The following is a 14,418-nucleotide window of genomic DNA, read 5'->3' as shown; positions in this document are numbered from 1 at the left end:
GACGACTTCTATTGATTGACATTTAGGGCATGGCGGTTTTTCGTTCATGTAATCTTATCGCACATAAATGTCGCGAAGTCATTAGTTTATCAACACCCTCACAAACCATTTCTCCGCCCAGCGCCCTTCCCAAGCGCATAACAGAACCACTTTAAAAGCCCTGCCTTCTTGCGGCCATACTTCGGGCCTGTGCCCGTTGACACAGAATTTGCAAGAAGAAAACACAAACGGTGTTCCGACTGTTGAACCAGACATTCCCTCGTCACGAACATACGAACTCTGGAGGTTGTCATGCAGCGAGTTGAAAGAAGCGTTTTTGGTGAACTCAATGGTAAACCGATCCACCTGTTCCGCTTGGCCAACGCCAACGGTATGGTGGCCGAGCTCCTTGAATTCGGCGGCCGCATTAAGGCCCTGTGCATCCCCGACGGCAAGGGCGGAACGGACAACATGAGCGTGGGGTACGACACCTTCGAGCCCTACCATGCTCGCTTCAATCCTTGGCTCGGCGCCCTCCTCGGCCGCACAGCCAGCCGCATCACCGGCGCACAGTTTCAGATCGACGGCAAGGCATACAATCTGTCCGCCAGCGGCCCCGCCGGCAGCAGCATGCACGGCGGATTTGTGGGCTTCGACAGCCGCGTGTGGGCTGGCGAAGCCGACAGCGGCGCCACCGGCGCCACACTGAAGCTCACGTATCTCTCTCCCGATGGTGAAGAAGGCTATCCCGGCAACGCTTCCGTGACCGTCACCTACCGTCTCGACGACGACAACCGCTTCCACATGAACTGGGAAGCCACCACCGATGCCCCCACCATCATCGACATGTCCTCTCACGTGTATCTGAACCTCAACGGCTTCAAGAACCGTGACATCATGAACGAATACCTAAAGGTCAACGCCTCATATTATCTGGAAAAAGATGCCACAGGCACCCCCACCGGCAACTTCATCCCCGTGGAAGGATCCGTGTTCGACCTGCGCACCCCCAAGCTGATGGAAGAACTCTCTCAGGGTGCGGTGTACAATCCCATCATGGCTCTGGACGGCGAAGGCGGCACCCTGCGCGAAGTGGCCGAAGTGAGCATCCCGGAACTGGGCCGCTCCTACACCCTGCATACCACGGCCCGCGCCCTGCAGGTGTACAACGCCTATAACATGGCCTCGTTCTACACTTCCCGCGGGCTGGACTCCCCCTTCGCCCCGGCCCCCGGCCTTGCCATCGAACCGCAGAACTATCCCAACGCCATCAACATCCCCTCTATGCCGTCACCCATTCTTCGCCCTGGGGAAAGGTACAGTGCACAGCAGTTCTTTGCCTTCAAGTGGTAACCAGTTAGCATGATTAAGGATGGGAGCTTTGAAAAGCTTCCATCCCTTCATGCCGTTGCCGGTCATCAACGCAGCACTATCCTGCTAGGAGGCTCTTATGGCTACCCCACATATCCTCGATCTCAGCCAGCCCATCACCCCGGCGTCGCCTGCCCCTTGTGATCCGCCTGTGGAATTCCGCACGGTGGCCAGCCACAGCCCCGATTCCCCCTACCAGATGATGTGGTTCGGCATGACCGATCACACGGGCACGCACATCGATGCGCCTCTGCATTTCGTCCCCGGCGGGAAGCCCATTGATGAAGCAGATCTCTCTGCCCTGTATTCCATGCCCGGCGTCTTCCTCGACTTCACCGCCGCATCCTGCTTCCACAAGATCGATGCTGGCGACGTGGAACGCGAGCTGAAGAAATACGATTCCATCCCGAGAAACGCCTTCATCATGATCCATACGGGCACGGGTTGGTATTCCAACACGCAGGAATATTTCAATTCTCCCTTCATCACTCCTGCCGCGGCGGAACGTATCATCCGGCTCAGCCCGGTGGCTGTGGGCGTCAACGGACCCACCGTGGACGACCGCAGGGGAGAAGGACGCCCGATCCACTGCGCCTTTCTTTCCCATGGCGTGCATATCATCGAAGGCATCGTGCATTCCGAACTTCTGGCAGGAAAACGATTCCACTGTACGGCTCTGCCCTTGAGGCTCGCCGGCTTCACGGGTTCCCCGATACGCCTCGTGGCGGTTCTGGAAGGACCTGCCTGATCTGGTTTCGAATGGCCCTGCGGATGCCCATATACGGAAGACTGAATAAAAAAGCCCTCATGACAGAGGGCATACCAACAGGAGGTTCCATGAAGCCAGATTCCCTTTTCCGCAAAGCAATCAACGCCATCGAAGTCTGGGTCAGCGTCTTCGCCATGTTGCTCCTGATCCTCGTCATCTCCATTCAGGTATTCTGCCGCTATGTGCTTCATGACTCCCTCGACTGGACGGAAGAACTGGCCCGTTACCTCATCATCTGGAGCGTGCTTTTCGGATGCAGTTTCGCCATGCGCACCGACTCACACCTTGAGCTTTCCATCCTTTCCAACTTTTCCGGCCCCCGCATGAAGGCGTACATCAAGTGCTTCTCCTGCATCGTATGCCTCGTGTTCAGCGCCATCATGGTCTATGCCAGCATGGAGTCCGTCATCAACATCCACTGGAGCGAACAGCTCACCCCCGCCATGCATCTGCCAGCCTGGATTATCTGGATGGCCATGCCTGTAGGCTTCGGCCTCATGGGTATCCAAGCCATCCTGCGCTGTGCCGATGAGATATCGAAGAACGTCTAACATAGAATAATAAAAGGAAATAGCATGGATCCTGTTCTTCTTACCACATTCGGCACCCTCATTATCCTGCTCATCTTCACCGTGCCCATCGGCGTTTCCATCGGCACCGCTGTCTTCATGGGCATGATGGTGGGCGGCCTTCCCCCCGTGTTCCTCGCGCAAAAAATGTACAGTGCGCTGGACTCCTTCCCCCTGCTGGCCGTCCCCCTCTTCATCATAGCTGGCGACATTATGCAGAAAGGCACCATCGCCAACTCCCTACTGGCCGTTTCCCACTGTCTGGTCGGCCACATCAAGGGGGGCATGGCCCACATCTCCATCCTCACCAGCCTCTTCTATGGGGCCCTGAGCGGCTCCGCCGCCGCTACGGTAGCCGCCGTGGGCGGCATCATGATCCCCGCTATGGAGAAGGAAGGTTATCCCAAGGAGTTCGCCACAGCCGTGAACTCCACCTCCGGCTGTCTCGGCATCATGATCCCACCCAGCATCCCGCTCATCCTTTTCGGCTCCACCGCCGGCGTTTCCATCAGCGACCTCTTCGTGGCCACCATCGTTCCCGGTATCCTCATAGGATGTGCCCTCATGCTGGTAAGCTACGTCATCTGCGTACGCAGGAAATACGGCAAGACCGTAGCCCGTGCCAAATTCGCGGAAATGTTCAAAGCCCTGTACGAAGCCAAGTGGGCCATCATGGTGCCCGTCATCGTTCTTGGCGGCATCTACGGCGGCATCACCACCCCCACCGAAGCCGGTGCCATCGCCGTGGTTTACGCCCTGTTCGTGGAAGTGTTCATCACCCGTTCCATGACAAGGAGGCTGTTCCTCGAGATCATCAAGAGCTCCGTACGCATTAACGCCTCTATTTTCCTTGTGGTGGCCTCCGCCACGGCACTCGGTCAGATCATGATGTACTACAACCTTTCCGCCGCCGTGCTCGATACCATCATGAGCATCTCCACGAGCAAGGTCGTCATCATGACGCTCATCCTCATCGTGCTGCTCATTCTGGGCACCTTCCTCGAAGCGGCTGCCATCATCATGATCGTGACTCCGCTTCTGCTGCCCGTTGTCAATGCCATTGGCGTGGATCCCGTACACTTCGGCATCATCATGCTCACCAGTTTCGCCGTAGGGGGACAGACTCCTCCCGTGGGCATGACGCTCTTCGTGGGTGCCTCCATCGCCAAGATCAGCATCGAACGCCTCAGTATCGCGAGCATCCCCTACATTCTCACGCTCGTGGTCATGCTGTTCACCATCGCTTTTGTCCCACAGATCTCGCTCTGCCTCATCTAATCCTTAACGTTGGGAAGCCATTCTCACAAACTGCTAGGAGGATCTCTATGAAACTGTTTAAGGCCATGCTCTGTTCCGTCGCCGCTCTGAGCCTTCTGCTCCCTGCCGCCCACGCACAGGCTGCCCCCACTGTGGTGAAGATCGCCCTCACCCAGCCTACTGGCCACCCCACCACCGACCTCATCCGCGGCCAGTTCAAAAAGACCATTGAAGAAAAGACCAATGGCCGCTTCCGTATCGACGTGTTCGACAACTACTCCTTCGGCAACTTTGAAGCCGTAGTACAGGGCCTGCAGTTCGGCATGCTGCAGTTTGCTCAGGAATCTCCTTCCAACTTGTCCATCTACGATCCCAAACTGCTGATCTTTGACCTTCCCTACCTTATGCCCGACTACGATGCCGTCAATATTCTGCTCGATGGCAAGGTTGGCAAGGAACTGAGCTGTTCCCTCGAAAAGATCGGCATCAAAGGCATGGGCTGGATCGCCCTCGGCACCCGTTTCTACTGGATGAACAAGCCATTCCACACTATGGCTGAAGCCAAGTCCATGAAAATCCGTGCCACCGCTTCCAAAGTTCATATCAGTATGACCAAGGCCTTCGGCATGAATCCCACCCCCATGGCCTGGAGCGAAACATTTACTGCCCTTCAGCAGGGCACCGTGGACGGCGTGGACGTTGACATCCACTCCGCCATTGCCGCCAACCTGCACGAAGTCGCCCCCCATCTTGTGCTTTCCGGCCACTTCTATACCCCCCATCTGTTCATGGCTTCCGCCAAATTCATGGATTCTCTGTCTCCTGAAGACCGTAAGATTTTTGAAGAAGCATTCGCTGAAGTCCAGAAGATCCAGCGTAGTGCCATCCACAGCGGGGAACAAAAGCTCATCGAAAAGCTGCGTGCTCAGGGCGTGGACGTAATCGAGTTCTCCCCCGAAGCCCGCGCTGAATTCATGAACGCCGGCAAAGCCATCTGGAAGGACTTCGATAAGCAGGTTCCCTCGTCCCTCATCCAGCAGGTTCTCGACGACTACAAGGCCGCTGGTAAGAACTACTAAACCATATAAAAGCTATCCGGCGAGGAGAAGCTCCGTTAGGGAGCTTCTCCTCCTTTGTCGTTTCTGCTTAGGCAGTTGAAAAGTTAGCGTGTTCAGGTATCCTGTATACATCCATTCACCAACTGCTCCCTCATCTCCGCCGAGTGTCCCTATGCCTAAGCATCCCTTCATCTGCGCCATCGTTTCCGACAACAGCGCGGCAGAACAGATAGAGCTCTGCCGGCACTCCATATCCTCGCCTGTCCGAATCATCACTACGGAATCCAGCAAATGCATAGTAGCCACGAAACGGGTCATCGAGGAAGGTGCCGCCGTCATCGTCAGCCGCGGCAGCGTGTGGAGCACGATAAAAAAGGCTTTTCCCCTCGTACCCACGCTACAAACACCCATAACATGCTGTGATGCCATTGAATTTCTTACCAAGGCGAAGCAGTACGACACGAACATCGGCGTGGTTTCCTTTCCTTCCCACATCTCTAAGATGGCTACGGTGGCCCCACACATTGGGGTGAGCCTCACCGTCCATAGGGTTAACAATCCCGACGACATCGAAAAAGGCTGTTACGAGATGAAAGATAAGGGGATGAAGGTGCTCGTTGGCGGCGGCCACGCTGTGCAGTGGGCACAGAAACTGGGACTGCATGGCGTACTGCATACGGTTTCCGCGGACGGCGTGATACAGGTGCTGAACGAAGCCGACCGCATACTCAACGCCATCATCAGCGAACGTTCCAAAGACGCCCGCGTGCGTACCATGCTCAACGCCCTGAAAGACGGAGCCATCTCGCTGAACGAACAGGGCAAGGTACTGGAATACAATCTGCCTGCCCAAAAGATGTTTGCCAACGGCGAATCCACTATGAAAAGCATCTGCGCCTTTTTGCAGGATACGGGCATCATCGAGGCGGTACAGCAACAGCTCACGTGGTCGGGAGAAAGCAAGAAGTACGAAAAAAAGCAGTATCTCTGCAATATCATTCCAGCCTACAGCAACGATATCTACTGCGGAGCCAGCGTGATCATCCAGGATGCCAGCCATATCCAGAGCCTCGAACACAAAATGCGCAGGGAACTGCACGCCAAGGGGCATGTGGCGCGCTATACCCTCAAGGACGTGGTAGGGCATTCCGCGGAGATGCGCAGCCTTGTGGAACACGCGGAGCTTTACGCCAACAGCCCTTCTTCCATCTTCATCTACGGGGAATCCGGAACCGGCAAGGAGATCTTCGCGCAGGGCATACATATGGCAAGCCCGTTCAGGAACGGCCCCTTCGTGGGCATCAACTGTACGGCCCTGCCTGAATCCCTTCTGGAAAGCGAGCTTTTCGGCTATGCCGAAGGTGCCTTCACCGGCGCGAAAAAAGGCGGCAAAGTGGGCCTTTTCGAAATGGCGCACAACGGCACCCTCTTCCTCGACGAAATCGGCGAGATCCCCACCTCGGTGCAGGCCAAGCTTCTGCGCGTGCTCGAGGAAAAAATCGTCATGCGCATCGGTCAGGAACGCTATATCCCCATCAACGTGCGCATCGTGTGCGCTACGAACAAGGATCTTGCGGAATTGGTGCGATGCGGCAAGTTCAGGGAAGACCTTTTCTACCGCCTGAACGTGCTCCGGCTCAACCTCCCTCCCTTGCGGAAACACCCGGAGGACATCGAGGAACTCGTCGACAGCTTCCTCAGCTGGCTGCCCCAGTCGCTCTCTCTCCCCCGGCCCCTGATCAGCCCAGAGGCTCTGGCCGTGCTGAAGCGCTATCATTTCCCGGGCAATATCAGGGAACTGCGCAACGTCATAGAAAGGCTGGTGGTGATCGCAAAGGGCAGGGAAATACGGGAAAGCGACATCTCGCGCGTGCTCCTGATGAACGAGGCCCCGTGCGGGAACAGCCACAAGAAGACCGAGACCGTGCCCCCGTCGCCTTCCACACCTGCCGGTGCGAACAGACGAACCAAGCAGAGTATGCTTCGTGCCCAGATAAACAGCACCATCCTTCAGGTACTGGAGGAAACACAGGGCAACAAGGCGGAAACAGCCCGGCGTCTGGGCATCTCCCCCGCCACGTTATGGAGAAGGCTGAAGGAGATCGCCGCACAAGAGAAGAAATAAGACGGGGCACGTCCTCAAAATTGCGGTTTTGGCATGTTATTCGCATCCAGTCTGTATTATTTCTTCAGATTGGGAGGCTTTTTCATGAGTAACCGCAGGACACAGACCATGGACGGCAACACCGCTGCCGCCTATATCTCCTATCCTTTCACGGAAGTTGCTGCCATTTTTCCCATCACCCCCTCTTCTCCCATGGCGGAACTCACAGATGCGTGGGCGGCTCAGGGCAAGAAAAACCTTTTCGGAGCCCCTGTGCGCGTGGTCGAGATGCAGTCCGAAGGCGGTGCGGCAGGAGCTCTGCACGGCTCCCTGCAAGGCGGCGCCCTCACCACCACCTACACGGCCTCGCAGGGACTCCTGCTGATGATCCCCAACATGTACAAGATAGCCGGTGAACTCCTGCCCGCAGTCTTCCATGTGAGCGCGCGTTCCCTTGCCTCCAACTCCCTGAGCATTTTCGGCGACCATCAGGACGTGATGTCCACCCGCCAGACCGGCTTCGCCATGCTGGCCTCCAGCTCCGTGCAGGACGTCATGAACCTCGGCGCCGTGGCCCACCTTTCCGCCATTGAGGCGCGCCTGCCCTTCATCCACTTCTTCGACGGGTTCCGTACCTCCCACGAAATCCAGAAGATCGAGCTCCTTGAGCAGGAAGAACTTGCCGACATGCTCGACTGGGAAGCCGTGGAAGCTTTCCGCCACCGCGCCCTGAACCCCGACCATCCTCAGCTGCGCGGCATGACCCACAACCCCGACGTGTTCTTCCAGCTGCGTGAAGCGGTGAACCCCTTCGTGGACGCCCTGCCAGCCATCGTCCGGAAGTACATGGACAAAATCAACGCCATCACCGGCAAGGGCTACGACTTCTTCAACTATTACGGCCATCCCGAAGCGGAACGCCTCATCATCGTCATGGGTTCCGGTGCCTCCGTGGTGGAAGAAACCATCGACGAGCTCATGCGCCGCGGCGAGAAGGTCGGTATGGTCAACGTGCGCCTGTACCGCCCCTTCCTGCCGGAAAAGCTGCTGGAAGCCGTCCCCGCCTCCGTAAAGCGCATCGCCGTGCTCGACCGCACCAAGGAACCCGGCGCCTGCGACCCCCTGTGCCTCGACGTGCGCAACGCCTATGCCTCCAAAACCGATGCCCCCGCGATATATGCCGGCCGTTACGGACTCGCCTCCAAGGACTTCACCCCCGCTCAGGTCCTTGCTGTCTTCGATAATCTGGCCGCCGGACAGCCCCGCGACAACTTCACCGTGGGCATCATCGACGACGTGACCCACACATCCCTCGAAGTGAAAGACTTCCACGTGGTGGCCGAAGGCCAGACCGCCTGCAAGTTCTGGGGTTTCGGTTCCGACGGTACCGTTGGCGCGAACAAGCTGGCCGTGAAGATCATCGGCGACCATACCGACATGTATTCTCAGGCCTATTTCGCCTACGACTCCCGCAAGTCCGGCGGCGTCACCATATCGCACCTGCGTTTCGGCAGCCAGCCCATCCGCTCTTCCTATCTTATCGACTATGCCGACTTCATCGCCTGCCACAACCAGTCCTATGTGGACAAGTACGACCTTCTGCGGGGCATCAAGGAAGGCGGCGTCTTCCTGCTGAACTGCATGTGGAAGGACGGGGATTTGGAAAAGCATCTGCCGGCTTCCCTGCGCCGCACCATCGCCCGCAAGAAAATCCGCTTTTACACGCTCAACGCCGTGGATATTGCCATGAACCTCGGCCTCGGCGGACGTATCAACATGCTCATGCAGGCCGCCTTCTTCAAGCTGGCCGGCATCATTCCTCTCGATGACGCCGTCGCCTACCTGAACGAAGCCATCGTCAAGACCTACGGCAGGAAGGGCCATAGCGTCATCGACATGAACCAGGAAGCCGTGCGTCAGGGCATCGCCATGCTGCACGAAGTGGCCGTGCCCGCCGCATGGGCCGACGCCGCGGAAGACGCCCCCGCCGCCTGCGACGAACGCCCCGACTTCGTCCGCAAGATCGTAGACGTGATGAACCGTCAGGAAGGCGACGAGCTGCCCGTGAGCGCCTTCCTCGGTTATGAAGACGGCACGTGGCCTGTAGGCATCACGGCCTTTGAAAAGCGCGGTGCCGCCATCATGGTACCCGTGTGGGATGCCGAAAAGTGCATCCAGTGCAACAAGTGCGCCTTCGCCTGCCCTCATGCCGCCATTCGCCCGCGCCTGCTCAGTGCCGAAGAAGCCGTCGCCGCGCCAGCTTCCATCGAGCATCGTCCCTGCCGTATCCAGAAGGGCTTTGAGTTCCACATGGCCATTTCCGTCCTTGACTGCACCGGCTGCGGAGTGTGCGTGGGCCAGTGTCCGGCCAAGGAAAAGGCCCTGACCATGACCAAACTGGAGAACGTGATGCCCGAGGGCGCCCGGAAGTGGGACTACGCTGAAAAGAACATCACCTACAAGAAGCCTGCTCAGGGTAAGCTCAACGTGGCCAACAGTCAGTATCTGCGCCCGCTCAACGAATTCTCCGGAGCTTGCGCCGGCTGCGGCGAAACGCCCTATGCCAAGCTCGTCACCCAACTCTTCGGCGACCGCATGATGCTCTCCAACTCCGCCGGCTGTTCCACGGTGTGGGCCGCCGGTGCCCCCTCCGTGTCCTACACCACCGACGAGAACGGCCACGGCCCGGCGTGGGGCTTCTCGCTCTTTGAAGACAACGCCGAATACGGCTTCGGCATGTTCCTCGGGGTTGCACAGATCCGCGCCACCCTCGCCTTGAAGATGAAGGCTCTGTTGGAAGGCAACGACATCAGCGCCGCCCTGCGCTCCGCCATGGAAGCATGGCTGAGAGACAAGGACCTCGGCGAAGGCACCCGCGAAAGGGCCGCCGCCCTCACAGCCGCCCTCGACGAAGTTCTGGCGGAAAAGGATAACGCCGAGCTCAAGGCCCTCCGCGAGAAGAGCGACTTTTTCGTCAAGCGTTCGCACTGGATCTTCGGCGGCGACGGCTGGGCCTACGATATCGGCTACGGCGGGCTCGACCACGTGCTGGCCAGCGGCGAGGACATCAACGTCCTCGTCTTCGACACCGAGGTCTATTCCAACACCGGCGGCCAGTCTTCCAAGGCCACGCCTACCGGTGCGGTGGCGCAGTTCGCCGCCAACGGCAAGATGAACCGCAAGAAGGATCTGGGCCTCATGGCCATGAGCTACGGCAACGTGTACGTGGCGCAGATCGCTATGGGCGCCAGTCAGGAACAGACCCTCAAGGCCATCTCCGAAGCGGAAGCCTATCCCGGCCCTTCCCTCATCATCGCCTACTCCCCATGCCTGAACCACGGCATCAGGGGCGGCCTCGGCAACAGCCAGATGCAGGCCAAACGTGCTGTGGAAGCCGGTTACTGGTCGCTGTACCATTATGATCCCCGACGTATCGGACAGGGCGAGAATCCGTTCGTGCTTGATTCCAAGGAGCCTTCCAACGACTTCAAGGAATTCCTGCTGTCCGAAGTGCGCTATTCCTCCCTCAGGCGCCAGTTCCCCGAACGTGCGGAGATGCTGTACGAAAAGGCCGAAGCAGATGCTAAAGCCCGCCGCAGCAACTACACACGTCTCGCCAACAAGTAAGCAGGACGCATAATATCAGGAAGACGCTGGAGGAATTTCTCCGGCGTCTTTTTTCGCGCCAATCCGGTCGGGGCTCTTTGCGAATACTCATCTAGATGCTGGAGATCATTTCAAAACGTTTTTGAGCAGAATCGTGATATAATCCAACTGAATAAAAGATGCATCATGCAGAACCGTTCAAAAGGAGTCGCCAAACGACGAAAGTTGTTCAGCTAAGCGAAAAACCGTTCCACCTTCCAGCGATTCATAGACAGATCACCCTGAAAAGACCTTGGCCACCTCCCTTCTTTGGGCTTTTTTTCGTTCAGGGATACTGTGCTGCATGCCCACATGGACAGAGATACTGACGACACAAGTGGCTGTCCCCCTTGCCTGCGGTAAGCCCCACGGACGTCAGCCACAAACAACCTGTCTGGATGCTTCCCACAACCGCGACAGCGCGAGAACATCGTGGCATCGCCCGTCGGAAAGCGTTCCGCCAGCGGCAATGCGCGTTACTCGGTGACCCCATTCAAGGAGCCGAAACGAATCTCCCGCCGGAGGCATACGCGGCCTTCCGGCGCTGCACCGCCGCCCTTGATCCGCACGCCATTGCTGACGCCTGCCGAAACCTGTTTGAAAAAGCATGTGCCTCCATCCGCCCCTTCACGGCCGTTACCGTGTGGGCGGCATCCGCCAGCCGTTTGAACCCCCTAGCCCCATCTTGCCGGGTTCCAGCCCCAAGCCTGACGCCCTGCCGCCGGATATGGTTACATTTTTGTGAAACATACCGGCCCATCTTTCGCCCAAGCCCTTGCCTCCGAAAAATTGATTGACAACCCAAACAGCTCGCGCGTATCTAACGCGGAGATGCAGGAGCTATCCATGATCCTTTCCGCCACGCTGCGCACCCTCTTTTCCGCCGATGCCGAAGGGCATTTCGGTTTTTATTACTTTATGCGGAAAAGCGGCTCGCTCCGCGCCTGACGGTATGGATCAAGCGCAGAAGCGAAGGCCGCGGGCAAACAGTCCGCGGCTTTTTTATTACAAGAATGGAAACCGCCTCCCTCCCCAAAGGGAAAGGGCTTAGGCGGCAGAGGCGGAACGTGCCGGAGGGAGTGAAGGGGGCGGGGGGAGCATCTCCCGCAGGACGGCACAAAAACCGGAAAACGGATTCGCGGAATTGGACAACAGCGGAACGCCCCGGCCAACCGCCGGGGCACAGCACAGACGAAGGGGAAACATGAACGGCAGCGATGCAAGGGAACAGGCCGTCAACGCGGCTCACGTGCACGCCGTGGAGCAAGCCGCGGCACAGGCACTGGTAGAGGAAAAAGAGAGCGAATCACGCTTCCGGCACTACAGCAGCGGCCCGTGGGCGGCGGCCATCTCCATGCTGGCGGTGGCCTTCTCGCTGTTCCAAATATACGCGTCCACGTTTTCGGCCTTCGACGCCATGACCCTGCGCTCGTGGCACATCATTTTCCTGCTGGTGCTCTCCTTCCTCATGTATCCGGCATGGAAGGGCGAGCGCCGCAGCCGTACCCGCCCCACCCCATTCGATGCCCTGTGTATCGCGGCGGGGCTGTTCTCATTCGGCTACCTCATCGTCAATTATACGGAAATCACCCTGCGCGGCGGCTACTTCCTGCCCGCCGACTACCTCGTGGCCTCAGTCGGCGTGCTCATCTGCTTTGAAATGGCCCGGCGCGTGGTCGGCAACCTTGCGGCGCTGGCGGGCGTGTTTTTCCTCTACAACTTCGTCGGGGAATGGATTCCCGGCGCATTCGGGCATACGGGATTTTCATGGGATCGCGTCGTCGAGCACATGTTCTGGGGCAGCCAAGGGCTCCTCGGCGTGGGCGTGGGCGTATCCGCCACCTATATTTTCCTGTTCGTGCTCTTCGGGGCATTCCTGAAATACAGCGGGTTCAGCGATTTCATCAATGATCTCGCGCTGACCCTCGTGGGCCGCACGGCCGGCGGGCCCGCCAAGGTTTCCGTGGTCGCCAGCGCGCTCATGGGCATGATCAACGGCAGCGCCCTCGCCAACGTCGCTACCACCGGAGCGATCACCATCCCGCTCATGAAAAAGACCGGGTACAAGCCCGAATTTGCCGCAGCCGTCGAAGCGGTCGCCTCCACCGGGGGGCAGTTCGCGCCACCCATCATGGGCGCTGTTGGCTTCATCATGGCCGAATTCCTCGGCGTCCCCTACACCAAGGTCATGCTTGCGGCGGCCATCCCTGCCTTCCTCTATTACCTTACGCTGCTCATGGCGGTGCATTTCGAGGCGCGCAAGCTCGGACTCAAAGGGCTCTCCCCGGAACACATCCCGGCGGCCGGCAAAGTCCTGCGCGAGCGCGGGCACCTGTTCATCCCGCTGATCGTGCTGCTCTGGCTGATGTTTGACGGCTACACCCCCCTGTTCGCGGCGGCGGCCTCCATCTTCGCCACCGTCGGGGCCACATGGCTGCCTTCCCTCATCGGATTGCTGCGGACGAAAACCGCCCGCACCGCCGCTTTCATCCTGCTGCTTGCCGCCCTCGGAGGCCTGGCCCTCTCTGGGCTCCTCAGCCTTGGCGCGGCAATCCTCACGGCCCTGTGCGCGCTCGCTTCCACGTGGTGTTCGGATCGGTACCGCATGACCCCCCGCTTGGTGATCCAGGCGCTCGACGAAGGCGCACGCGGCGCGGTGGGCGTGGGCGCGGCCTGCGTGATCATCGGCGTCATCATCGGCACGGTGTCCCTCACAGGGCTCGGCCTGACCTTTGGGTATGAAGTGCTCAAATACGTGGGCGAAGGCCAGCTCTACCTCGGCGGCCTGTTCGTCATGATCATGAGCACCATCCTCGGCATGGGCGTGCCCGGCGTGGCGGCCTATGTCATCGTGGCGGCGGTGGCTGTCCCGGTGCTCACGGGAGTGGGGGTGATGCCGATGGCGGCGCATATGTTCTGCCTGTTCTACGCCTGCCTTTCCAACATCACGCCGCCGGTCGCCATGTCGTCCTACGTGGCGGCGGGCATTGCGCATTCGGATCAGACCCGTACGTCCCTCATTGCGGTAAAGCTGGGCCTGACGGGGTTCATCCTGCCCTTCTTTTTCCTGAACAACCCCCTCCTGCTGTACAGCTCGGCCAACCCGGCCCTGGCGACGCTGTGGGCGTTCGCCACGGCCTGCCTAGGCGTGAGCGCGCTGGCCGCCGGGCTGCAAGGCTGGCTGTTCGGGCCCTGTAATTACGTCATGCGCGGCCTGCTGCTTGTGGCGGCCTTTCTCGCCATCGATCCCGGCCTCAAGACCGATCTCGCAGCGTTCGCCCTGTGCGCCGTGGCAGGTGTGTGGAGTTGGAAGGCGAGAGGGAAGGGGTAGGGATTAGCGGGAATTGGAGGGGGAAGGAGGCCCTTTCTGGAGAAAGGGCCTCCTTCCCCCTCCAAACCTCCCCCATCCTCCCCAAAGACTTTCGACTGGTGGAGAGGCGGCACGAAGGAAGTCCCTGTCGCTTCATGGGGAAGCCGGAACGGAAAGCCTGCCGGATGAAGGTAGCGGCGGGGACGGGAAAATGAGAGAAAGAGCCCGGCGGCGCGGAACCCTCCATGCGGAGAGGAGCCGGAGCTTTGCGGATATTCCGGCAACGAATGCAGCATGTAAAAGGCTGGTGGAGAGGCGGCACGAAGGAAGTCCCTGTCGCTTCATGGGGAAGCCGG

At 59.0% G+C, this 14,418-nt stretch carries 8 protein-coding genes; all 8 read left to right on the top strand.

Annotated features, from left to right (window positions below; all coding sequences use genetic code 11):
* Window positions 1–291 precede the first annotated feature (291 nt).
* On the top strand, window positions 292–1,332 hold the full coding sequence (locus ACZM8Y_RS15620) for an aldose epimerase family protein (protein WP_482330987.1): 1,041 nt from the start codon (window positions 292–294) through the stop codon (window positions 1,330–1,332).
* A 97-nt stretch (window positions 1,333–1,429) separates the two neighbouring features.
* On the top strand, window positions 1,430–2,098 hold the full coding sequence (locus tag ACZM8Y_RS15615; RefSeq protein ID WP_479858530.1) for a cyclase family protein: 669 nt from the start codon (window positions 1,430–1,432) through the stop codon (window positions 2,096–2,098).
* Between the two features lie 89 nt (window positions 2,099–2,187).
* Window positions 2,188–2,670, top strand: coding sequence for a TRAP transporter small permease (locus ACZM8Y_RS15610; protein WP_302553412.1), 483 nt, complete (start codon window positions 2,188–2,190; stop codon window positions 2,668–2,670).
* A 24-nt stretch (window positions 2,671–2,694) separates the two neighbouring features.
* Window positions 2,695–3,966 carry a TRAP transporter large permease gene (locus tag ACZM8Y_RS15605; RefSeq protein WP_302553411.1) on the top strand — a complete coding sequence of 424 codons (1,272 nt, stop codon included), beginning with the start codon at window positions 2,695–2,697 and terminating at the stop codon, window positions 3,964–3,966.
* 47 nt (window positions 3,967–4,013) lie between these two features.
* A complete protein-coding gene (locus ACZM8Y_RS15600) occupies window positions 4,014–5,024 on the top strand; it encodes a TRAP transporter substrate-binding protein (protein WP_479858532.1) in 1,011 nt (336 codons plus the stop codon).
* A 151-nt stretch (window positions 5,025–5,175) separates the two neighbouring features.
* Complete coding sequence (locus tag ACZM8Y_RS15595) at window positions 5,176–7,128, top strand: sigma 54-interacting transcriptional regulator (RefSeq protein ID WP_479858533.1); 1,953 nt, start codon at window positions 5,176–5,178, stop codon at window positions 7,126–7,128.
* Window positions 7,129–7,212: 84 nt separating this feature from the next.
* A complete protein-coding gene (gene nifJ, locus ACZM8Y_RS15590; RefSeq protein WP_482331016.1) occupies window positions 7,213–10,734 on the top strand; it encodes a pyruvate:ferredoxin (flavodoxin) oxidoreductase in 3,522 nt (1,173 codons plus the stop codon).
* Window positions 10,735–11,956: 1,222 nt separating this feature from the next.
* Window positions 11,957–14,083, top strand: coding sequence for a TRAP transporter permease (locus ACZM8Y_RS15585; protein WP_482331020.1), 2,127 nt, complete (start codon window positions 11,957–11,959; stop codon window positions 14,081–14,083).
* Window positions 14,084–14,418: the final 335 nt, after the last annotated feature.

Source organism: Bilophila sp. (assembly GCF_057864385.1).
Note: the sequence above shows the minus strand (reverse complement) of the source record. Positions and strands in the feature narration are given on the sequence as shown.

What these genes read in the sequence shown, in the direction of transcription:
- ACZM8Y_RS15610 (WP_302553412.1), top strand. Translation starts at nt 2,188, where the DNA reads ATGAAGCCAGATTCCCTTTTCCGCAAAGCAATCAACGCCATCGAAGTC.
- ACZM8Y_RS15600 (WP_479858532.1), top strand. Translation starts at nt 4,014, where the DNA reads ATGAAACTGTTTAAGGCCATGCTCTGTTCCGTCGCCGCTCTGAGCCTT.
- ACZM8Y_RS15605 (WP_302553411.1), top strand. Translation starts at nt 2,695, where the DNA reads ATGGATCCTGTTCTTCTTACCACATTCGGCACCCTCATTATCCTGCTC.
- ACZM8Y_RS15620 (WP_482330987.1), top strand. Translation starts at nt 292, where the DNA reads ATGCAGCGAGTTGAAAGAAGCGTTTTTGGTGAACTCAATGGTAAACCG.
- ACZM8Y_RS15595 (WP_479858533.1), top strand. Translation starts at nt 5,176, where the DNA reads ATGCCTAAGCATCCCTTCATCTGCGCCATCGTTTCCGACAACAGCGCG.
- nifJ (WP_482331016.1), top strand. Translation starts at nt 7,213, where the DNA reads ATGAGTAACCGCAGGACACAGACCATGGACGGCAACACCGCTGCCGCC.
- ACZM8Y_RS15615 (WP_479858530.1), top strand. Translation starts at nt 1,430, where the DNA reads ATGGCTACCCCACATATCCTCGATCTCAGCCAGCCCATCACCCCGGCG.
- ACZM8Y_RS15585 (WP_482331020.1), top strand. Translation starts at nt 11,957, where the DNA reads ATGAACGGCAGCGATGCAAGGGAACAGGCCGTCAACGCGGCTCACGTG.